Raw genomic sequence first — 19,725 nt, 5'->3', positions numbered from 1 at the left:
CCGCCCTCCGTACGGAGGGCGGGCGGCCGTCGTCGTGCCTGTGTCCCGGGCAGACGCCGGGGGCCTGCGGATCAGCGCGGGGCCATGCGGACGGCGCCGTCGAGGCGGATGACCTCGCCGTTGAGCATGCGGTTCTCGACGATGTGCTTGGCCAGCGCCGCGTACTCCTCCGGGGTGCCCAGGCGGGAGGGGAACGGGATCTGCTCGGCCAGGGAGGCCTGCGCCTTCTCCGGGAGTCCGGCCATCATCGGGGTCCAGAAGATGCCCGGGGCGATGGTCACGACGCGGATGCCGTTGCGGGCGAACTCGCGGGCCAGCGGCAGGGTCATCGCGGCCACGCCGCCCTTGGAGGCCGAGTAGGCGGCCTGGCCGATCTGGCCGTCGAAGGCGGCCACGGACGCGGTGTTGATGATGACGCCGCGCTCGCCGTCCTCGCCCGGCTCGTTCTGCGCCATGGCCTCGGCGGCCAGGCGGATCACGTTGAAGGTGCCGATGAGGTTGATGTTGATGGTGCGCGTGAAGTTCTCCAGCGGCAGCACGCCCTCGCGGCCGAGGGTCTTCTCGGCGGTGGCGATGCCGGCGCAGTTGACCACGCCGGCCAGCGGCGCGCCCTGCTCGGTGGCGACCTTGACGGCGTTCGCCACCTGCTCCTCGTTCGTCACGTCCGTCTCGACCATCACGGCGCCCTCCGGGGCCTGGCCCTTGAGGTCCACGACGACCACCTTCGCGCCCTCGGCCAGCAGGGCCTGGGCGGTGGCGGCGCCGAGGCCCGAGGCGCCTCCGGTGACGATGAACGTGCGGTCCTTGAACTGCATGGATGTCCTCCGTGGTCAGTGGGGGTCGGTGGTTCCGGTCACACTCAGCCTAGCCCGAGGACTCCGCGGAAAACGCCCATGCCGAAGTAGAAGACGAAGGCGAGGGCCACGAGCCACAGCAGCGGGTGGACCTCCTTCGCCCGGCCCTGGCCGGTGCGGATCACGGCGTAGGCGATCATGCCGGCGCCGATGCCGTTGGCGATCGAGTAGGTGAACGGCATGAGGATGAAGGTGAGGAAGGCCGGGAAGGCGGCGCCCCAGTCGTTCCAGTCGATGTCCACAGCCTGGGAGGCCATCATGAAGCCGACCACCACGAGCGCAGGGGCCACGGCCTCGAACGGCACCAGGTGGATCAGCGGGGTGAGGAACATGGCGAGCAGGAACAGCACGCCCGTCACCACGGAGGCGATGCCGGTGCGGGCGCCCTCGCCGATGCCGGTGCCGGACTCCACGAAGATCTGGTTGGCCGAACCCGAGGCGCCGCCGCCTCCGGCCACGGCCAGGGCGTCCACCATGAGCACGCGGTTCAGATCCGGGATGGAGCCGTCCGGATTCACGGTGCCGGCCTCGCGGGCCAGGCCCACCGAGGTGCCCATGGCATCGAAGAACACGGACAGCAGGATGGCGAACACCAGCAGCGCGGCCATGAGCCCGCCGACCTCCTGGAACGCGCCGAACAGGCTGACCTGGCCGAGCAGGGACAGGTCCGGGGCGGTCCACTCCGGCATGGACGGGGCCACCAGGGACCAGCCGGTGGGGTTGGCGTTGCCGGCGTCGTCCACGGACGGGCCGATGTGGAAGACGGCCTCCAGGACGTTGGCCAGCACGGTGGCGGCCACGATGCCGATGAGGATGGCGCCGCGCACCTTCCGGATCACCAGGACTGCGGTCAGCGCCAGGCCCACGATGAACACGAGGACCGGCCAGCCCTCGAGCTCGCCGCCGGTGCCCAGGCCGACGGGGACGGTGGTGCCGGCGGCGTCCGGGAGGCGGCGCACGAAGCCGGCGTTGACCAGGCCGATCAGGGCGATGAACAGGCCGATGCCCACCACGATGCCCGTCTTCAAAGCCGGCGGCACCGCGTCGAACACCGCACGGCGGAATCCGGTGGCCACGAGCACGGCCATGATCAGGCCGGCGAGCACCACCAGGCCCATGATGGACGGCCAGGTCAGGCCCGGCGTGGTGGCGATCGTGATGGACAGGAACGCGTTGATGCCCAGGCCCGCGGCGAGCGCGAACGGGTGCCGTGCCCACAGGCCCATGACGATGGTGAAGATGCCGGCCGCCAGTGCGGTGACGGCGGCGACGCGGGGGATGCCGAGCTCGCCGCCGGCCGAATCCGTCCCGGACAGCACGAGCGGGTTCAGCACGATGATGTAGCTCATCGCCAGGAAGGTGGCGAGGCCGCCGCGGAACTCCTGCCCGAGGGTGGAGCCGCGCTCGGTGAGGCGGAAGTAGCGGTCGAGGGCGCCGCGGCCGGAGGCGGTCCCGGCGGGGGCTGCGGAGGAGGGCATGCGAGGCATGGGCCCATCGTAGTGAGGCGCGTGGACGTGCCTGCGAGCCGTGACGCCGCGGGGAGTAGGCTCGCCCCTTGATGACTTCCCGGCACCACGACGACGGCTCCGCCCCCTCCCCGCGCGGCGGCCCCCTGGCGGGGGCCTTCCAGATCTACGCGCCCTCCACCGTCTATGCGATCGGCCTGGGTGCGATGATGCCGGCGGTGGCCACGGCGGCCCTCGACTTCGGTGCGGCGCCCGCGTTGGCGGCCGCGGTGGTGGTGCTGATCGGCGTCGGCGGCCTGCTGATGAACGGCCCGGCCGCGCTGCTGGTCTCCCGGGTGGGGGAGCGGCGGACGATCATCGCGTCCGCGTTCCTCGGTGCCGCCGCCGCGCTGCTGGCCTGGGGGACCACGTCCCGCTGGCACGAGGCGGCCGGCCTGCCCCAGCAGTGGGGTCTGCCGCTGCTGCTGGCGGGGGTGTTCATGGTCGGGGCGGCCGGCTCCGGGTTCAACCTGGCCCGGCAGTCCTATCTGGCGGCCGCGGTCCCGGTGACGCACCGGGCGCGGGCGATGTCCCTGCTCGGCGGCACCATCCGCATCGGCACCCTCGTGGGCCCCTTCCTCGGCGCCGGCCTGCAGTCCTGGATGGGCCTGCCCGGCGCGTTCGCGGCCGCCGCCGTGGCCATGGCCGTGGGCGTGGGCATGAGCTTCTTCATCGAGGAGCTCGAGGAGGAGCAGGCCCTGGACACCCAGGGCATCCCGCTGCCGGCCGAGACCCTGCGGCACATGGCCGCCACGCACGTGAAGCTGCTGTCCACCGTGGGCCTGTGCGTGATGACGCTGTCCGCCACCCGCGTCTGCCGTGCCGCGGTGGTGCCGCTGTGGGCGGCGCACCTGGGGATCGACCCGGCCACCACGTCCCTGATCTTCGGCCTCTCCGCCCTTGTGGACGTGCTCATGTTCTACCCGTCCGGCTGGCTCATGGACCGCTTCGGGCGCCGTGCCGTGGCCGTGCCCTGCCTGGGCGTGATGGCCGTGGGCTTCGCGCTGATCCCGCTGAGCGACTCGTTCGTCACCCTGCTCTGCGCCTCGCTGCTGGTCGGCCTGGGCAACGGCTTCGGCTCCGGCATCGTCATGACCCTCGGCGCCGACTACTCGCCGGCCCACGGCCGGGCGCAGTTCCTGGGCATCTGGCGCATCGTCTCGGACACCGGCATGGTCACCGGTCCGCTGCTGCTGTCCGCGGTGACCGGCGTGGTCGGCCTGGCCGGCGGCATCCTCGCGCTCGCCGGGCTGGCGGCGGCCGGGTCGGTCGGCTTCCGGGTGCTGCTGCCGGGCGGCCCCGGGTCGGTGTACCGTCCGCAGGGCGGCACGGAGTCCCGACGGCGGGCGTGACGTGCCACACTGACGCCATGACCGTCTTCGCCGTGCACTACACCTACACCGACGACTCCGCCGGCCGCGACGCCCACCGCGCCGATCACCGGGCCTTCCTGCGCTCGCTGGCCGCGGACGGGGTCGTGCTGCTCGCCGGCGCGTACCCGGAGCAGGAGGGCGTCCAGCCCGCCGCGCTGCTGGTGCTCCGCGCCGACTCCGCGGACGACGCCCGCATCGCCCTCGCGGAGGACCCCTTCCAGAAGGAGGGCCTCGTGGCCACCGTGGACGTCCGGCCGTGGGCGCCGCCGATGGGCGCCTGGGTCGAGGGCGACGACGCCCCGCTCGCCGGCCGCTTCTGAGGCCCGGTCCCGGGGCGTCGGTCCCGGGGCTCAGCTCCGCTCGGGGCGGTCCTCCAGGTATCGGGCGGAGGTGTGGTCCTCGAAGATCATGTACGTCTGGGTGTCCACCACGCCGGGCAGTGCCTGCAGGTGCTCGAACACCACCCGGCGCAGGTCCGCGATGTTCCGGGCGCGCACCATGATCATCACGTCCATGTTGCCGCCGACCAGGGACACCTGGCTGACCTCCGGGACGGCCAGCAGCTGGGCGCGCAGCTCGCGCCAGTTGTGCTGGCGCAGCTTCAGGGCCACGTGCGCGGAGGCGCCGAAGCCGAGCCGTTCCGGGTCCACCGTGACCGTGAAGCCTGTGATGGCGCCGGCGTCCTGCAGCCGGTTCAGACGGGAGTAGCAGTGCGCGCGGGAGACGTGGACGCGCTCGGCGAGGGCGGCGACGGAGAGCCGCCCGTCCCGGCTGAGCTCGGCGATGATCGCGCGGTCCGTGGCGTCCAGTTCCATGGTGTGCACTCTCTCCTCAGATCCTGCGCAGACGCCGTCTCCCGCAGCGGAGAACGGCGGACATCTGTGCGTGTGCCGTACGCCACTCTAACGGAATGTCCATCCAGGGTCCATGAATCAAGCGAACTGTATGCAAGTCACGCCGCTCCGGTGAACAGATTGGCCCGTTCAGGTCAGAATGAGGCGATTCTGGAAAGGAGTGCCCATGAGCCACAACACCGCGTCTGCGCCGCATGACTCGTTCGGCATCACGCTGGAGGAGTACCTGCTGCCGGCGACCCGTCGCATCCAGCTCGTCGCCGAGGACGGCACCGCGCTGTCCCCCGAGGAGCAGGACGTCGAGCCCGGCCACGAGTACCCGATGCCGTCCGACGAGGCCCTGCTGGAGGCCTACCGTCACCTGGTGATCGGCCGCCGCGTGAACGACCAGGCCTACGCCCTCGTGCGTCAGGGTCGCATGGCCGTCTACCCGTCCTCCCACGGCCAGGAGGCCTCCGAGGTCGCCGCCGCCGTCTGCCTGCGCAAGGACGACTGGCTCTTCCCGACCTACCGCGACACCGTGGCCGTGATGTCCCGCGGCGTCCCCGCCACCGAGGTGATGGTCGCCTACCAGGGCACCTGGCACCAGGGCTACGACCCGCAGGAGTACAAGGTCTCCGTGCAGTCCACCCCGCTGACCACCCAGCTGCTGCACGCCGTGGGCCTGGCCAAGGCCGCCCGCCTGCGCGGTGAGGACGTGACCGTGCTCGCCATGGTCGGCGACGGCGGCACCTCCGAGGGCGACTTCCATGAGGCCCTCAACTTCGCCGCCGTGTTCAAGCTGCCGGTGATCTTCTTCGTGCAGAACAACAAGTACGCGATCTCCGTGCCGCTGGCCCGCCAGTCCGCCGCCCCGTCCCTGGCCCACAAGGCCGTGGGCTACGGCCTCGCCGGCGAGCGCGTGGACGGCAACGACCTGGCCGCCCTGCTGGCCGTGCTCGGCCGTGCCGTGGAGCTGTGCCACAACGGCGGCGGCCCCTTCCTGGTCGAGGCGGACACCTACCGCATGCAGTCCCACACCAACGCGGACGACGCCACCCGCTACCGCGAGGACGCCGAGGTGAAGGAGTGGGAGGCCCGCGATCCGCTGCGTCGGATGTCCGCGTTCCTCACCGACCGCGGCGTGCTGACCGACGAGGTCGCCGAGTCCATCACCGCGGACGCGGAGCAGGTCGCCGCCTCGCTGCGTGATGCGATGAACACCGACGTGGAGCTCGACCCGCTGGAGCTGTTCGACCACGTCTACACCGTGCAGACCCCGCAGCTGGCCGCTCAGCGCGCCCAGCTGGCGGAGGAGCTGTCCCGTTCCGAGACCAAGGAGGCCTGAGCATGGCGAACCTGACCTTCGCGGCCGCGCTGAACGCGGCCCTGGCCGATGAGATGGCCGCGGACGACATGGTGGTCGTCTTCGGCGAGGACGTGGGCACCCTCGGCGGCGTCTTCCGCATCACCGACGGCCTCACCCAGCGCTTCGGCGACGACCGCTGCTTCGACACCCCGCTGGCCGAGTCCGGCATCGCCGGCATGGCCGTGGGCATGGCCCTCGGCGGCGCCCGCCCGGTGATCGAGATGCAGTTCGACGCGTTCGCGTATCCGGCCTTCGAGCAGATCGCCTCGCACGTGGCCAAGATGCGCAACCGCACCAAGGGCGCCACGCCCATGCCGATCACCATCCGCATCCCCTACGGCGGCGGCATCGGCGGCGTGGAGCACCACTGCGACTCCTCCGAGTCCTACTACGCCCACACCCCGGGGCTGAAGGTCTACACCCCGGCCACCGTGGCCGACGCCTACCTGATGCTGCGCTGGGCGGTCCGCTCGGACGACCCGGTGGTCTTCATGGAGCCGAAGAAGCTCTACTGGTCCAAGGCCGACCTGGACCTGGACGAGCTGCGCGCCGAGTTCGAGGCCCGCTGGGCCGAGGCCGAGAAGGCCGAGACCGACGCCGAGGGCTGGGCGCGCGCCGCCGTGGCCCGCACCGGCACCGACGTCACCCTGGTGTCCTACGGCCCGTCCGTGCCCACCTGTGTGGCCGCTGCCAAGGCCGCCGAGGAGGAGGGCTGCTCGGTGGAGGTCGTGGACCTGCGCACCATCAACCCGCTGGACGAGGCAACCATCGTGAGGTCGGTGACGAAGACCGGCCGCGCCGTCGTCGTGGCCGAGCCGCAGGGCTTCGCCTCCGTGGCCTCCGAGCTGGTGGCCCGGATCCAGAAGGAGTGCTTCCACTCACTGGCCGCCCCGGTGCTGCGCGTGACCGGCTGGGACATCCCGTACCCGGCGCCGAAGCTCGAGGAGCACCACCTGCCGAACGTCGACCGCATCCTCGATGCCATCGACGACCTGAACTGGGACCTGGACTCTGAGGAGGCCGACGCATGAGCAAGACCTTCAACCTGCCCGACCTGGGCGAGGGCCTGACCGAGGCGGACCTGGTCCGCTGGCTCGTGGCCGAGGGCGACGAAGTCGCCGTGGACCAGCCGATCGCCGAGGTGGAGACCGCCAAGGCGCTCGTGGAGGTGCCGTGCCCGTTCGAGGGCACCGTCCTCACCCTGCACGGCTCCGAGGGCGAGACCATGGAGGTCGGCCTGCCGCTGATCACCGTCGGCGAGGCCGGGGAGACCGACGGCGGCGCCGATGCCGGCCCCGCCGCGGACGAGCGGCCCGGCGCGCTGTCCTACCGCGAGGAGGAGCGCGCGGGCGTCATGGAACCCGGCACGGGCCAGCCCGCCCCGGACAAGGCCCGGGGCGGCGACGGCGACGTCGCCGGCTCGGACGAGGAGGCCTCCGGCAACGTCCTGATCGGCTACGGCACCTCCGGCCACGGCGCCACGGGCCGCACCCGCCCGTCCAAGCGCAAGCGCGGCCGGGGCAGGACGACGGTCCCCGCCTCGTCCTCGCCGGCCGCCTCCGGCTCGGGGCAGGCCCCGCGTGTGGTGTCGCCGATCGTGCGCAAGCTCGCCCGGGACAACGGTGTGGACGTCGCGACTCTCACCGGCACCGGCCCCGAGGGGCTGATCACCCGCGCCGACGTGATGGGTGCGATCTCCGGCGGCGCCTCCGCCCCGGCCCAGGCCGCCCCGGCGGCGTCCTCCGCCCCGGCCGCCTCCGGCGCCGTGGGCGAGCAGGACTCGCGCTCGGGCCTGCGCGTCGCCGAGCGCACCCCCATCACCGGCGTGCGCAAGGCGATCGCGGACCAGATGGCCCGGTCCCGCCGCGAGGTCCCCGAGGTCACCGCGTGGATGGACGTGGACGTCACCGGCCTGCTGGAGCTCCGTCAGGCGCTCAAGGCGAAGGATCCGGAGAACGCCCCGTCGCTGCTCGGCCTGATCGCCCGCTTCACCGTCGCCGGCCTGCGCAAGTACCCGGTGATGAACGCCCGCATCGAGACCGGTGCGGGCGGCAGGGAGGAGATCGTCGAGTTCGAGGGCGTCAACCTCGGCCTCGCCGTGCAGACCGACCGCGGCCTGATGGTCCCGTCCATCGAGCACGCCGAGCGTCTCTGTGCCGCGGAGCTGAACGCCGCGATCGCCGAGACCGTGGGCCGGGCCCGCGAGGGCAAGGCCTCCCCGGCCGAGCTGACCCGCGGCACCTTCACCCTGAACAACTACGGTCCGCTGGGCACCGACGGTGCGACTCCGATCCTCAACATCCCCGAGGTGGGCATGCTGGGCATCGGCCGCATCATCGACCGCCCGTGGGTCGTGGACGGGCAGATCCAGGTCCGCAAGGTCACCGAGATGACCGTGACCTTCGACCACCGCGTCACCGACGGCGCCACGGCCTCCGCGTTCCTCACGTTCGTGGCCGGCTGCCTGAACGACCCGACCGCGGCCCTGGCCGAGATCTGATCGGACCCCGCCTACGGGGGCGGGGCACCCTTTCAAGGCGGACGGGCCCGGGAGGCGACCTTCACCGGTCGCCTCCCGGGCCCGTCGTCGTGCCGGCGCAGTGGGACGAGGACGGCGAGGGCCGTCGCCGGAGGGCGGTGCCGTCGTCGGGAAGGGACGGGAGGGGATGCGGAGGGGCTCAGAAGGCGCGCGCGTACGGGCGCGGACGCCGGCGGGTGCGGCGGCGCTGCCAGCGGCGCTCATGGCGCAGCGACGTGACCAGCGCGGCCCAGGCGAGCGGGGCCGGGGTCACGCAGATGACCACGCCGGCGGTGAGGGCGATCGGGCCGGGGGAGGGGCCGGGGTCCGCCGTGGACACGGCCATGCCCAGCAGCACGGCCGAGGCGGTCACGCCCAGGATGCCGGCGGCCCACAGGACCACCTCGCAGGCGGTGGGGGAGGCCGTCTGGCCGCGGTCGATCCCGTCCTCGCGCTGGACGAACGGGGCGGCGAGGAAGGCCCAGCCTGCGGCCACCGCGACGGCCGCGACCATGTCCGACGGGCGGTGCCAGGCCTCCAGGAACGCCGTGGAGGAGATCACCCCGGTCAGCACGGCGCCGACGAGCGCGGCGAGCGGACGCCAGCGCACGGGGGCGGTCAGCAGGAGGACCGCGGCGGCGGTGGCGGCCAGGGTCGTGTGCCCGGACGGCAGAGAGTTGCCCACCACATAGGGGACGCCGTTGTCGAAGTAGGGGCGCTCCAGGCCGTGCTTGAGGACCTGGGTGGTGACGTTCGCGCCGACCGCCGCGGCCACCACGGCCACGGCGGACTGCCAGCGGCGGCGGGACAGCTGCACTGCGACGCCCAGCGCCGCGCAGCCCAGGGCCACGTACGGGGCGTACGTGAGGGCGGTGGTGGCCGGGGACGGACCGAACGCGTCGCCGGGCGCCGGCTCCACGGCCTGGAACGCGCGGTACTCGAGGACCTGGCCGGTGCTCGATCTCACGAACGTCTGGAACACGGCGACCACCGCGAGGGCACACAGCAGCGCTCCGAGCAGCCACAGCCACCAGCGGGTGGGGCGGGGGCCGGCCGGAGCCGGGTGCGCGGACTCGAACGGGTCGGGGTGCATGTCTCCATCATGGCGGTCCCGCCTGGGAAACCCTGTGACGGAACGCGCCACCTTCCCTTCACGGAATGCTCACCGGCCCGTCCCCTCACCTGGGGGCAGGGTTCGCCGGGGCGTGTGAGCCTGACGGCATGCAGCCCGCAGCCTCCGCCCCCGCCCCGTCCTCCGCCGCCCTCGCCGCCGCACGGGACGCCCTGGCCGTGCACGGGCCGGTCTTCCGCCAGGAGCCGATCGAGTGGGGCTCCGAAGAGCCGCTGGCCCCGGCGCTGGCCGCCTACTACCGCCAGGTGGGGCCGGGCTGGGTGGAGGTGGACACCCTGGGGCTTCCCTTCCTGTTCTTCCCGCTCGAGCGCCTCTGGGACGAGCAGGCCGGCTTCCGCTGGTCCCGCCGCACGGGGGCCCGCCTGGTCGACTGGAACGACGACTGGACCGTGGTCGCGCTCCAGGGCGGCGACCCGTTCATCCACGAGGCCTCCACCGGCGCGGTCCTCATGGCCGGCGAGGAGGGCTGGGAGGACCGCCTGGACGAGCCCGAGCCCGTGTTCCGGGACCTGGCCGAGATGACCCTGGCCCTGTGCGCGGTGGGGCGTGTGTGGGCCGGTGCCGACGACCCGTTCACTGTGGACTGGCGGCTGACCGAGGAGGTGCTCGGCCAGGTGGTCGGCGCGCTCGAGGGCGTGCTGGGCTCGCACGGGCGCGCGGTGGCCGTGGCCCGGAGGCTCGGGTACCTCGCCGCGCGCTGACGGCCCCGGCGGTGTCCCGACGACGGCCGTCCGCCGTCCGCGTCCGGCCCGCCCGGGCCTGTGGCCGGGGGCGTTCCTAGACTGGGGAGCATGAGCGCCGACACCGTCCTGCCTCCGCTGCCCGGTGCCCCTGGGGGGCCGTCCCTGCCGAGCGTGGAGGAGCTGCTCGAGCATGCCGTGGCCGTGTCCCTGCCGATGACCGTGAGGTTCCGCGGGACCACCCGGCGGGAGGCGCTGCTGCTGCACGGACCGGCCGGCTGGGCCGAGTTCTCGCCCTTCCCGGAGTACGGGGACGAGGAGTCCTCGCGCTGGATGGCCGCGGCGGTCGAGGCAGGCTGGCAGGGCTGGCCGGAGCCGGTGCGGGACGCCGTGCCCGTGAACGCGACCGTCCCGGCGGTGGCCGCCGAGGACGTGGAACGCGTCCTGGCGACGTACGGGGAGGGCATCACCGCGGTGAAGGTGAAGGTCGCTGAGCACGGACCGGACGGGCGGCTCGTGGCCGGCTCCCGGGAGGAGGACCTGGCCCGCGTGCGTCGAGTCCGGGAGCTGCTGCCGCAGGCCTCCCTGCGCGTGGACGCCAACATGGGCTGGACGCACGAGCAGGCGGTGGACGTGCTCACCGAGCTCGAGGACGTGGGGCTGGAGTACGCCGAGCAGCCGGTGCCGGGGATCGAGCCGTTGGCCGCCGTGCGCCGGGAGCTGCGCGAGCGCGGGGTGCCCACCCGGATCGCCGCGGACGAGGCCGTGCGCAAGGAGGCCGACCCGCTCGCGGTCGCGCAGGCCGATGCGGCCGACCTGATCGTGGTGAAGGTGCAGCCGCTGGGCGGGGTGCGCCGGGCCGCGGCGATCGTGGAGGCCGCCGGCCTGGACGCCGTGGTCTCCAGCGCGTTGGACACCTCCGTCGGGTTGGCCGGGTCGGCGGCGCTCGCCGCGCACCTGCCCCGACTGCCCTTCGCCTGCGGGCTGGGCACCGGCGCCCTGTTCTCCCGGGACGTCTGCGACCCGGCCTGGACCCCGTCCGGCGGCATGCTGCCCGTCCCCGGCGTGAGCGCGCCCGAGCCGGACCCCGCCCTGCTCGAGGCCGTTCGCGCCGACGCCGCGAGCCACGACCGGTGGGCCCGCCGCGTCCACGGCGCGCACGCCGTGCTCGCCGCGCAGCACTGAGGCGGGGCCGAGCGGTTCGGCCGCCCGGCCCCGACATCGCCGAGAAGTGCGAGGGACCGGCCCGCTCACTCCGGGATTACAGCATGTCATCGTGACGAAAACTGGCGGTTCGCACACGTTCACCTGCCGGTCGTCCAGGCGTCAGCCCACCGTGACGTGGGCCGCGCACAGTGGCGGTGGGCGTCGCGCACGGGTACGGCAGCGGCCGCCGTCGTGAAGCCCCGACACTCCTCGCGGTCCGGACACGGGCCGTCCCCATGCACCGAAGGGAACGTCATGCTCAAGCGCCTCCTGCCGATGGTCGGCCACACCCGGGGCAACCGCTCCGCCGTCACCTGCGAGCTCAAGTGCGCCAACGCCTGCGCCAAGCCCGTCCCGAACCGCTCGGAGAACGAGACCTTCCGCGACGTCGCGGAGAGGGCCATCTCGCGCCGCATGGCCCTGGGCGGAGGCCTGGCCGCCGCCGTGGTCGTGGGTGCCTCCGTCGCCCGCCCCGAATCCGCCCAGGCGCTCGCCGTGGCCCCGGCCAACGGCTCCACCGGCGCCGGAACCCTGCCGTTCACCGCCATCAACCCGGTCTCCCGTGTGGTGGACCAGATGACGGTCCCGGCCGGCTACGACCACGGGGTCATCCTCCGCTGGGGCGACCCGCTCTTCGCCGACTCCCCGGAGTTCCAGATCGAGGCCCAGACCGCCGCCGCCCAGGCGAAGCAGTTCGGGTACAACTGCGACTTCCTCGCAGTCCAGGCCGACGACGAGACCGGCCTGACCGGCCTGCTGGTGTCCAACCACGAGTACACCAACGAGAACATCATGTTCTCCCCGGAGTTCATCGAGGCCAACCCGCAGGAGGTCGCCGACATCGGCCTGGCCGCCCATGGCCTCTCCGTGGTCGAGCTGCGCCGCGACTCCGTGGGCAGCAAGTGGGAGTACGTCCGCGGCGGCGCCCGCAACCGCCGCATCACCGGCATGACGGAGTTCACCGTGGACGGCCCGGCGGCCGGCCACGAGCTGCTCAAGACCGCGGAGGACCCGACCGGCACCAAGGTGCTCGGCACCCTCGGCAACTGCGCCGGCGGGTTCACCCCGTGGGGCACCGTGCTCTCCGGTGAGGAGAACTTCGACGGCTACTTCAACGGCCCGGTGACCAACAACGAGGCCCAGGAGCGCATCGGCTACGCCGACGAGCCGACCGCCCGCGGCTGGGAGAAGTTCCACCCGCGCTTCGACCTGCGCAACGAGGGCTACGTCAACGAGGGCAACCGCTTCGGCTGGATCGTGGAGATCGACCCCGAGGACCCGACCTCCACGCCGGTGAAGCACACCATGCTCGGCCGCTTCAAGCACGAGGCCGGCACCGCCGTCGTCGCGGACAACGGCAAGGTGGTCGTCTACTCCGGTGACGACCAGCGCCATGACTACCTGTACAAGTTCGTCTCCGCCGGCACCTACGTGGAGGGCGACAAGAAGCACAACATGGGCCTGCTCTCCGCCGGCACCCTGTACGTGGCGAAGTTCACCGGGGACTCCCCGGCAGCGCAGATCGACGGCAAGGGCACCCTCCCCTCCGACGGTCGCTTCGACGGCTGTGGCGAGTGGATCGCGCTGACCTCGGACACCGAGTCCTTCGTCCCCGGCTTCACCGTGGCCGAGGTGCTCATCAACACCCGCCTGGCCGCGGACAAGGTCGGCGCGACCAAGATGGACCGTCCGGAGGACGTGGAGACCAACCCGGTGAACGGCCGCGTCTACATGGCGCTGACCAACAACAAGGACCGCACCGAGGTGGACGAGGTCAACCCGGTGGTCGGCAACCGCGACGGCCACGTGGTGGAGATGGAGGAGGCCGGCGGAGACCACACCGCCACCTCCTTCGTGTGGAACATCCTGCTGCTGGCAGGCGACCCGCGCATGTCCTCCTCCGTGTACTTCCAGGGCTACCCGAAGGAGAAGGTCTCGCCGATCTCCTGCCCGGACAACCTCGCGTTCGACTCGCGCGGCAACCTGTGGATCTCCACCGACGGCGCCCCCGGCACCATCGGCTACGGCGACGCCCTCCACAAGGTCGTCCTGCAGGGCCCGGACCGTGGCCGCGTGGCCCAGTTCCTGTCCGTGCCGCGCGACGCCGAGACCTGCGGCCCGGTCATCCACGACCTGGACAACTCGGTGTTCGTCAACGTGCAGCACCCGGGCGAGGACGGCGAGTGGGGCGCCCACACGTCCCTGTGGCCCGACCACCTTCCGGCTAACGGGCCGATCCAGGTGGGGGACAAGGTCCGTGCTCCGCGCCCGTCCGTGGTGCAGGTGTGGCTGACCGAGGACCAGACCGCCTGGGAGCACCGTTCCGGCATGCACAAGAACGGCGCCTGGAACGACGACCGCCAGTTCACCGCCGACGACGCGGACTGCTGACGCCGCCGACCGCTGAGCGCTGACGACGCGGACTTCAAGCCCTCGTCGCCGGCGCCTTCCGAGGCCCGGACACACAGGTGTCCGGGCCTCGGCCGTGCCCGTGCGGAGCCCGTTGCGTGCCGGTCTCGCCCCGCACTGCCCGGTCCGTCCGTCGGGGCGGACCGGCCTAGACTGGTGGGCACCATGACTTCAGCCGACTCCCTGGCCGTGGCGCGCACGGTGGTCCACTCCCTGATCGACGGCGGCATGCGGGAGGTCGTGATCTGCCCCGGTTCCCGCTCGGCCCCGCTCGTGTACGCGCTGGCCGCCTGCGAGCGCGCGGGCGAGGTCCGCCTGCACGTGCGCGTCGACGAGCGCTCCGCCGGCTTCCTCGCCCACGGCCTGTCCCTGGGCTCAGGCCGCCCGGTCGGCGTGGTGACCACGTCCGGCTCGGCCGTCGGCAACCTGCTGCCGGCCCTGATGGAGTCCTTCCACGCCGGCACGCGCGTGGTCGCGCTGACGGCGGACCGTCCCGCCGAGATGGTCGGCACCGGCGCCAATCAGACCACCGAGCAGCCGGGGGTCTTCCCGCACCACGTCCGCTTCGCCGCGTCCCTGCACTCCTCGCCGGAGGACGGGCACGACGGCGGCGCGCACCTGTCACGCGTCGCCTCCAGCGTGCGTTCGGCCCTCCTGGCCGCCGACGGCTTCCTCGCCTCGGAGGACGGCGGCTCCGTGACCGTCCAGGACGCCCCGGCCGGGCCGGTGCACCTGAACCTGCACTTCGCCGAGCCGCTGGTCCCGGATGACGCGGAGGCCGCCCGCATCGGGGCCCTCACCCCGGCAGGCACCGAGCACGTCCTGCCGGAGACCGGCCGCGGCGAGGTGCTGGACGCGCACCCGTCGACCGGCACGCTGCCGGACCTCTCCGGCTGCCTGGCCGCCGCGCAGAAGGCCGCGCCCGTGCAGGTGTGGCGTCCCGCCGGCACGGACCTGTCCGGCTTCCCGGAGCTGCAGGTCGCCGGCCGTGCCGAGCGCCGGACCGTGGTGCTCGCCGGGCACGACGCCGGCCCCGTGGCCGCCGCCTTCGCCATGGCCCTCGGCCTGCCGCTGCTGGCCGAGCCCAGCTCCAACGCCCGCTTCAGCGTGAACGCGATCGCGGCCTACCCGCTGCTGCTCGGCCCTGCCGCGGGAGCGGGCGCCGCCGACGGCCCTGCCGGGCACCCGCTGGCCGAGCGCATCGACCGGGTGGTCCTCTTCGGCCGCCCCACCCTCACCCGTCCCGTGGCAGCCCTGCTGCGCCGCGCGGACGTGGACACCGCCCTCTACGTCCCGGAACCGGCCCCGTGGTTCGAGGCCGGTCGCCGCCGGGAGGAGCTCTTCTCCTGTCTGGAGGATCTGGCGGACTTCGCCGGCCAGGGCGAGGCCGGCTGGCTCCACGCCTGGCAGGCCGCCTCCATGCGCGCACAGTCCGCCGTGGAGGACGTGCTGCTCGGCGTGCAGCCCCGCTTCGGGATGTCCCCGCAGCAGACCGCCCAGACCTGTGCCTCCGTGGTGCACGGTCCGCTCGTGCTCGGATCCTCGTCCGTGATCCGGGACGTGGACCTCACGTGGCGCCCGCCGGCCACCCCGTACAACGAGGTCTACGCCAACCGCGGCCTGGCCGGCATCGACGGCACCGTCTCCACCGCCGCGGGCGTCGCTCTGGCCAGCCAGCGCCGCACCGTGGCCCTGCTCGGCGACCTCACCGCCCTGCACGACGCCGGCGGCCTGCTCGCCGGCACCGACGAGGACGAGCCCGACCTGGACCTCGTGGTGGTCAATGACGCTGGCGGAGCGATCTTCGCCGGCCTCGAGCACGGCCAGGTCGCCCAGGTCCCCGGCATGGGCGGGATCGTCGAGCGCCTGTTCGGTACCCCGCACTCCGTGGACTTCGCCGCCCTCGCCGCCGCCTACGGCGTGCGGCACGTGCCCGTCGCCACCAGCGCCGAGCTCGTCCACGCCCTGTCCGACCACACCGGCGGACGCCGCCTGATCGAGGTCCGCTGCGACCGCGCCGACCGCCCCGGCGTGGCCGCCGCGCTCGCTGAGGCCGTCCGCGCCACCTTCGCCGACGACGGCGCCCGCACCACCGCCACGGAGGTCACCGCATGAACCCCCGGCCCCATGACCGGCACACTGTGCCCGACCCGTCCACCGAGCCCGGCGAGGTGCCCGAGGCGGTGCGTGCCGACGTCGTGATCGCCGGAGGCGGACCCGCCGGCGCCACCGCCGCCTGGCACCTGGCGCGGGCGGGCGTGCACGTGGTGGTGCTGGAGAAGACCGCGCACCCACGGGAGAAGGTGTGCGGAGACGGCCTCACCCCGCAGGCCGTGAAGGAGCTGCAGCTGCTCGGCGTGCCCCACTGCGGCGAGGCCGGGGACGACGGCGGCTGGCAGCGCATCCGCGGCCTGCGCCTGCGCGCCGGCCTCAGGGGCGTGGATGTGCCGTGGCCGACCACCGAGAGCTGGCCGGACTACGCGCTGACCCGCACCCGCCAGGACTTCGACCGCCTGCTCGTGGAGCACGCCCGCACCGCCGGGGCCGAGGTGCGTGAGCGCCACGCCGTGCGCTCGGTGCTGCGGGACGAGGCGGGGCGTGTGGTCGGGCTGGCCGCCGAGCAGCTGGACGAGCGCGGCCGCAGGACCGGCCGCCGCGTGCACGTGCAGGCCCCGATCACCCTCGCCTGCGACGGCAACTCCACCCGCGCCGCCGTGTCCGCCGGCATCCACCGCCGCGAGGACCGCCCCATGGGTGTGGCCGTGCGCGCCTACTACACCGCCGGTGCCCCCGGACCGGACGGCGCCGTTCCGGTCCTGGCCGGCGACCGCGCCGAGTGGATGGAGTCCTGGCTGCGCCTGCCGGACGCGGACGGCAACCCGCTGCCGGGCTACGGCTGGCTGTTCCCCCTGGCCGACGGCACCGTGAACGTCGGACTCGGCATCCTGGACACCTCCCCGCAGTTCGGGAAGCTGGACTACCGGCAGCTGCTGAAGGACTGGACCGGGGCCCTCGAGGCCGACTGGGGCATCGGTGAGGACACCCGGCAGTCCCGGATCCTCGGCGCCGCCCTGCCCATGGCGTTCAACCGCACCCCGCAGCACGTGCCCGGCATGCTCCTGGTGGGCGACGCCGCAGGCATGGTCTCCCCGTTCAACGGCGAGGGCATCGGCTTCGCCATGGAGGCCGCCCGCCACGCCGCGGACCTGGCCGTGCAGGCCCTGGCCGCCGGCACCGCGCGCGGCGCGGACGCCGTGCTGCAGCGCTACCCGGTGCTCACCCAGCACCTCTGGGGCCGCCACTTCCAGCTCGGCCGCCAGTTCGCGCAGCTCATCGGCAACCCTGCCGTGATGCGCGCCGGCCTGGCCCTGGGCATGTCCACGCCGCCGCTGTTCCGCATCGTCGTGCGCATGATGGGCAACCTCGTGGACCCACGCGGCGGGGACGCCGTGGACCGCCTGGTGCGGCTGCTCGAGTCCGCCACGCCCGCGCTGACCACGGCCGACGCGCTGCCGGTGGGGGACCGGGCCGCCGGGTTGGGTAGGCTTGCACGGTGACCACCTCCACTGACGGCTTCACCCTGCCCGCCGGCTTCGAATCGCTGGCCGGGCATGGTCGCGTGCTCGACACCGTCACCGACGCCCTCGACGCGGTGGAGACGCAGCTGCACGAGGCCCTGACGAGCGACGACGTCTTCGCGGAGACCTCCTCCCGCCACCTGCTCACCGCCGGCGGCAAGCGCATCCGCCCCGTGCTCACCGTGATGGCCTCGCTCATCGCGGACCCGGAGCTCGGCTCCGGGGAAGTCGCCCCGGTCAACCCCGCGGTCCGTCAGGCCGCCGTGGTGATGGAGCTGACCCACCTGGCCACCCTGTACCACGACGACGTCATGGACGAGGCCCCCGTGCGCCGCGGCGTGGAGACCGCCCACCGCCTGTGGGGCAACTCCGCCGCGATCCTGGCCGGCGACCTCGTGTTCGCCCGCGCCTCCCAGCTGATGTCCGAGCTCGGTCCACGTGCCGTCCGTGTGCAGTCCGACACCTTCGAGCGGCTCGTCATGGGCCAGCTGTGGGAGACCCGCGGCGTGCAGGACGGCGAGGACCACCTCGAGCACTACCTCCAGGTCATCGGCGGCAAGACCGGCTCGCTGATCGCCGCCTCCGGCATGCTCGGCGCGCTGCTCGGCGGAGCGGACGAGGAGACCGTGCAGATCCTGGCCGCCTACGGCGAGGAGGTCGGCCTGGCGTTCCAGCTGGCCGACGACCTGATCGACCTGACCTCCACCGAGGAGCAGCTCGGCAAGGCGCCCGGCACCGACCTGCGCGAGGGCGTGCCGACCCTGACCACCATCCTGCTGCGCGGCGCGGCCGTGGGCGCCGGCGCCGAGGCGCAGTCCGCCCGGGAGGCCCTCGAGCTCGTGGACGGCCCGCTGGACACGGATGAGCAGCTCGCCGCCGCTGTCGCCGCCGTGACCGCCCACCCGGTGATGGAGCGTGCCTGGGAGATGACCCGCGCGCACGCCGCGAGGGCCAAGCAGATCCTGGCGCCGCTGCCGGACTCCGCGGTGAAGGACGCCCTCGCAGGCTTCGCCGACTACGTGGTCGACCGCTCCTCCTGAGGCGGTTCTCCGCGTGGATCCAGCCGGGCCCACCGGCGTCGCCTACTGGTGAAGACACACCCTCAAGGGCACGCTTCTGGACGACTTTGACGGTGTGTCCTCACCAGTTGTTGCGGGCTCGCGCTCGAAGCGGGACGGCTGCCTCAGAGCCGGGTCGGCCCCACGTCCAGGGCGGCGGCCAGCTCCTTCGCCTTCACGGCGCGGACGGCCGGATCCACGGCGTGCCGCAGCTGGCGGTAGAGCATGTCCCCGGAGTACCGGGGGAACACGTGCAGGTGGTAGTGCCAGACGTGCTGGTTGCCGGCCTTCTCGTTGTGCTGGCGGGTGGAGGTGCCCTCCGAGTTCCACGCCCGCTTGATCGCCAAGGCGACCTGACGGGCCATCAGCGCGGTACGCTGCAGCACCCGGTCCGGCATCTCGTAGAGGTTCTCATAGTGCTGGGCCGGGATGATCATCGCGTGGCCCTCGTGGTCGCCGAAGCCGTCGCAGGCGATGAGCACCACGAGGTCCTCGTCCTGGTAGACGACGTCCTCGAGCTCGCAACGGTTGCCCGGGTCCGAGCAGTCGCCGGCCACCAGGCCGCAGAACGGGCAGACGTAGCCCTCCGGGGCCTGAGAGGGGATGCCGGAGCCGCGCGGCGCCTCGGGGGAGCGGGCGGGGTCGGCCTCCGGAGCGGAGCCGGCGGCGGAGCCCGGGGTCTGGGAGGGCATCAGCGGTCCTCCTCCTCGTCTTCGAAGGTCCAGGCGAGCAGGTCGGTGACGAACTCGGAGAACGTCCCGCCCTCGTCGGTCCACTCGCCGTCCTCGTCATCGGCGCCGGAGGAGCGGCGCCAGACGATCGGGTCCGGCAGCGGCAGGTTGTCCACGGGCAGGCCCCAGACGACGGTCTCCTCGGCGTCCTCGAGGAACATCAGGAAGCCGTCGCGGACCTCGAGGTCGTCCGGGTCCCAGAAGAAGTGCGCGGTCTCCAGCAGGTCGCCGCAGTTGCCGAGGGCGAGGTAGAACTCGCGCAGGGCGGCCGGCAGGACCAGGTCCTCGCCGAGCTGCTCGGCGGCCGGGGACTCGTCCAGGCGGCGGTCGACCTCGGCGCCGGTCAGGCCGTCGTCGTGCGCCCAGTCCTCGCCGAGCAGGGCCGGGACGAGCTTCTGGAAGCCGGGCAGGTACACGGGTGCGGGAGGCTTGGGAGGCATGCGGCCAGTCTAGGTGTACCCGGCCATCACGTTGATGAC

The 19,725-nt window shown here is 73.2% G+C and carries 17 protein-coding genes; 11 read left to right on the top strand and 6 right to left on the bottom strand.

Annotated features, from left to right (window positions below; translation table 11 throughout):
* Positions 1 to 71: 71 nt before the first annotated feature.
* Positions 72 to 815, bottom strand: coding sequence for a 3-hydroxyacyl-CoA dehydrogenase (locus HMPREF2863_RS04800; RefSeq protein ID WP_067188570.1), 744 nt, complete (start codon positions 813 to 815; stop codon positions 72 to 74).
* Positions 816 to 859: 44 nt separating this feature from the next.
* Positions 860 to 2,332 (bottom strand): NCS2 family permease, encoded by a 1,473-nt coding sequence (locus HMPREF2863_RS04795; RefSeq protein ID WP_067188569.1) that lies wholly within the window; start codon positions 2,330 to 2,332, stop codon positions 860 to 862.
* A gap of 80 nt (positions 2,333 to 2,412) precedes the next feature.
* On the opposite strand from HMPREF2863_RS04795, the gene HMPREF2863_RS04790 reads away from it, so the two are divergent.
* Both HMPREF2863_RS04790 and HMPREF2863_RS04785 read left to right on the top strand, forming a co-directional pair.
* The gene (locus HMPREF2863_RS04790; RefSeq protein ID WP_067188567.1) at positions 2,413 to 3,711 is read left to right on the top strand and encodes an MFS transporter; all 1,299 of its coding nucleotides are present in this window, start codon (positions 2,413 to 2,415) and stop codon (positions 3,709 to 3,711) included.
* Positions 3,712 to 3,728: 17 nt separating this feature from the next.
* Positions 3,729 to 4,052 (top strand): YciI family protein, encoded by a 324-nt coding sequence (locus HMPREF2863_RS04785; protein WP_067188566.1) that lies wholly within the window; start codon positions 3,729 to 3,731, stop codon positions 4,050 to 4,052.
* Positions 4,053 to 4,082: 30 nt separating this feature from the next.
* Here the strand turns inward: HMPREF2863_RS04785 and HMPREF2863_RS04780 are convergent, their stop codons facing one another.
* Positions 4,083 to 4,547 carry an Lrp/AsnC family transcriptional regulator gene (locus tag HMPREF2863_RS04780; protein WP_067188594.1) on the bottom strand — a complete coding sequence of 155 codons (465 nt, stop codon included), beginning with the start codon at positions 4,545 to 4,547 and terminating at the stop codon, positions 4,083 to 4,085.
* A 205-nt stretch (positions 4,548 to 4,752) separates the two neighbouring features.
* On the opposite strand from HMPREF2863_RS04780, the gene HMPREF2863_RS04775 reads away from it, so the two are divergent.
* From HMPREF2863_RS04775 to HMPREF2863_RS04765, 3 genes are read left to right on the top strand one after another with little or no spacing between them, the layout of a single operon-like run.
* Positions 4,753 to 5,913 carry a thiamine pyrophosphate-dependent enzyme gene (locus tag HMPREF2863_RS04775; RefSeq protein ID WP_227718851.1) on the top strand — a complete coding sequence of 387 codons (1,161 nt, stop codon included), beginning with the start codon at positions 4,753 to 4,755 and terminating at the stop codon, positions 5,911 to 5,913.
* Between the two features lie 2 nt (positions 5,914 to 5,915).
* Positions 5,916 to 6,965, top strand: coding sequence for an alpha-ketoacid dehydrogenase subunit beta (locus HMPREF2863_RS04770; protein ID WP_070638409.1), 1,050 nt, complete (start codon positions 5,916 to 5,918; stop codon positions 6,963 to 6,965).
* Entirely contained in the window at positions 6,962 to 8,434 is a 1,473-nt protein-coding gene (locus tag HMPREF2863_RS04765) for a dihydrolipoamide acetyltransferase family protein (protein WP_070638405.1), read from the top strand. The genes HMPREF2863_RS04770 and HMPREF2863_RS04765 overlap by 4 nt, the downstream gene beginning before the upstream one ends.
* A 178-nt stretch (positions 8,435 to 8,612) precedes the next feature.
* Here the strand turns inward: HMPREF2863_RS04765 and HMPREF2863_RS04760 are convergent, their stop codons facing one another.
* Positions 8,613 to 9,545: a phosphatase PAP2 family protein gene (locus HMPREF2863_RS04760; protein ID WP_070638403.1), complete on the bottom strand. Its 933-nt coding sequence runs from the start codon at positions 9,543 to 9,545 to the stop codon at positions 8,613 to 8,615.
* Positions 9,546 to 9,673: 128 nt separating this feature from the next.
* On the opposite strand from HMPREF2863_RS04760, the gene HMPREF2863_RS04755 reads away from it, so the two are divergent.
* From HMPREF2863_RS04755 to HMPREF2863_RS04730, 6 genes are all read left to right on the top strand, one after another.
* Positions 9,674 to 10,285 (top strand): hypothetical protein, encoded by a 612-nt coding sequence (locus HMPREF2863_RS04755; protein WP_141756362.1) that lies wholly within the window; start codon positions 9,674 to 9,676, stop codon positions 10,283 to 10,285.
* Between the two features lie 90 nt (positions 10,286 to 10,375).
* Entirely contained in the window at positions 10,376 to 11,449 is a 1,074-nt protein-coding gene (locus HMPREF2863_RS04750) for an o-succinylbenzoate synthase (protein ID WP_070638397.1), read from the top strand.
* Between the two features lie 276 nt (positions 11,450 to 11,725).
* Entirely contained in the window at positions 11,726 to 13,861 is a 2,136-nt protein-coding gene (locus HMPREF2863_RS04745; protein WP_083315227.1) for a PhoX family protein, read from the top strand.
* 183 nt (positions 13,862 to 14,044) lie between these two features.
* On the top strand, positions 14,045 to 15,994 hold the full coding sequence (gene menD, locus HMPREF2863_RS04740) for a 2-succinyl-5-enolpyruvyl-6-hydroxy-3-cyclohexene-1-carboxylic-acid synthase (RefSeq protein ID WP_083315228.1): 1,950 nt from the start codon (positions 14,045 to 14,047) through the stop codon (positions 15,992 to 15,994).
* A complete protein-coding gene (locus HMPREF2863_RS04735) occupies positions 15,991 to 17,436 on the top strand; it encodes a geranylgeranyl reductase family protein (protein WP_083315226.1) in 1,446 nt (481 codons plus the stop codon). The genes menD and HMPREF2863_RS04735 overlap by 4 nt, the downstream gene beginning before the upstream one ends.
* The gene (locus HMPREF2863_RS04730) at positions 17,433 to 18,497 is read left to right on the top strand and encodes a polyprenyl synthetase family protein (protein WP_070638391.1); all 1,065 of its coding nucleotides are present in this window, start codon (positions 17,433 to 17,435) and stop codon (positions 18,495 to 18,497) included. Before HMPREF2863_RS04735 ends, HMPREF2863_RS04730 begins: the two co-directional genes overlap by 4 nt.
* Positions 18,498 to 18,640: 143 nt before the next feature.
* On the opposite strand, the gene HMPREF2863_RS04725 is transcribed toward HMPREF2863_RS04730, so the two are convergent.
* Together HMPREF2863_RS04725 and HMPREF2863_RS04720 are read right to left on the bottom strand one after the other, a co-directional pair.
* Positions 18,641 to 19,207 carry an HIT family protein gene (locus tag HMPREF2863_RS04725; protein WP_083315225.1) on the bottom strand — a complete coding sequence of 189 codons (567 nt, stop codon included), beginning with the start codon at positions 19,205 to 19,207 and terminating at the stop codon, positions 18,641 to 18,643.
* The gene (locus tag HMPREF2863_RS04720; RefSeq protein WP_070638388.1) at positions 19,207 to 19,686 is read right to left on the bottom strand and encodes a hypothetical protein; all 480 of its coding nucleotides are present in this window, start codon (positions 19,684 to 19,686) and stop codon (positions 19,207 to 19,209) included. Before HMPREF2863_RS04720 ends, HMPREF2863_RS04725 begins: the two co-directional genes overlap by 1 nt.
* Between the last annotated feature and the right edge of the window lie 39 nt (positions 19,687 to 19,725).

Source organism: Micrococcus sp. HMSC067E09 (assembly GCF_001812555.1).
Classification (GTDB): domain Bacteria; phylum Actinomycetota; class Actinomycetes; order Actinomycetales; family Micrococcaceae; genus Micrococcus; species Micrococcus lylae.
Note: the sequence above shows the minus strand (reverse complement) of the source record. Positions and strands in the feature narration are given on the sequence as shown.

Excerpts from the sequence above, each read along its gene's own strand:
- HMPREF2863_RS04800 (WP_067188570.1), bottom strand. The coding sequence starts at position 815 with ATGCAGTTCAAGGACCGCACGTTCATCGTCACCGGAGGCGCCTCGGGC.
- HMPREF2863_RS04795 (WP_067188569.1), bottom strand. The coding sequence starts at position 2,332 with ATGCCCTCCTCCGCAGCCCCCGCCGGGACCGCCTCCGGCCGCGGCGCC.
- HMPREF2863_RS04790 (WP_067188567.1), top strand. The coding sequence starts at position 2,413 with ATGACTTCCCGGCACCACGACGACGGCTCCGCCCCCTCCCCGCGCGGC.
- HMPREF2863_RS04785 (WP_067188566.1), top strand. The coding sequence starts at position 3,729 with ATGACCGTCTTCGCCGTGCACTACACCTACACCGACGACTCCGCCGGC.
- HMPREF2863_RS04780 (WP_067188594.1), bottom strand. The coding sequence starts at position 4,547 with ATGGAACTGGACGCCACGGACCGCGCGATCATCGCCGAGCTCAGCCGG.
- HMPREF2863_RS04775 (WP_227718851.1), top strand. The coding sequence starts at position 4,753 with ATGAGCCACAACACCGCGTCTGCGCCGCATGACTCGTTCGGCATCACG.
- HMPREF2863_RS04770 (WP_070638409.1), top strand. The coding sequence starts at position 5,916 with ATGGCGAACCTGACCTTCGCGGCCGCGCTGAACGCGGCCCTGGCCGAT.
- HMPREF2863_RS04765 (WP_070638405.1), top strand. The coding sequence starts at position 6,962 with ATGAGCAAGACCTTCAACCTGCCCGACCTGGGCGAGGGCCTGACCGAG.
- HMPREF2863_RS04760 (WP_070638403.1), bottom strand. The coding sequence starts at position 9,545 with ATGCACCCCGACCCGTTCGAGTCCGCGCACCCGGCTCCGGCCGGCCCC.
- HMPREF2863_RS04755 (WP_141756362.1), top strand. The coding sequence starts at position 9,674 with ATGCAGCCCGCAGCCTCCGCCCCCGCCCCGTCCTCCGCCGCCCTCGCC.
- HMPREF2863_RS04750 (WP_070638397.1), top strand. The coding sequence starts at position 10,376 with ATGAGCGCCGACACCGTCCTGCCTCCGCTGCCCGGTGCCCCTGGGGGG.
- HMPREF2863_RS04745 (WP_083315227.1), top strand. The coding sequence starts at position 11,726 with ATGCTCAAGCGCCTCCTGCCGATGGTCGGCCACACCCGGGGCAACCGC.
- menD (WP_083315228.1), top strand. The coding sequence starts at position 14,045 with ATGACTTCAGCCGACTCCCTGGCCGTGGCGCGCACGGTGGTCCACTCC.
- HMPREF2863_RS04735 (WP_083315226.1), top strand. The coding sequence starts at position 15,991 with ATGAACCCCCGGCCCCATGACCGGCACACTGTGCCCGACCCGTCCACC.
- HMPREF2863_RS04725 (WP_083315225.1), bottom strand. The coding sequence starts at position 19,207 with ATGCCCTCCCAGACCCCGGGCTCCGCCGCCGGCTCCGCTCCGGAGGCC.
- HMPREF2863_RS04720 (WP_070638388.1), bottom strand. The coding sequence starts at position 19,686 with ATGCCTCCCAAGCCTCCCGCACCCGTGTACCTGCCCGGCTTCCAGAAG.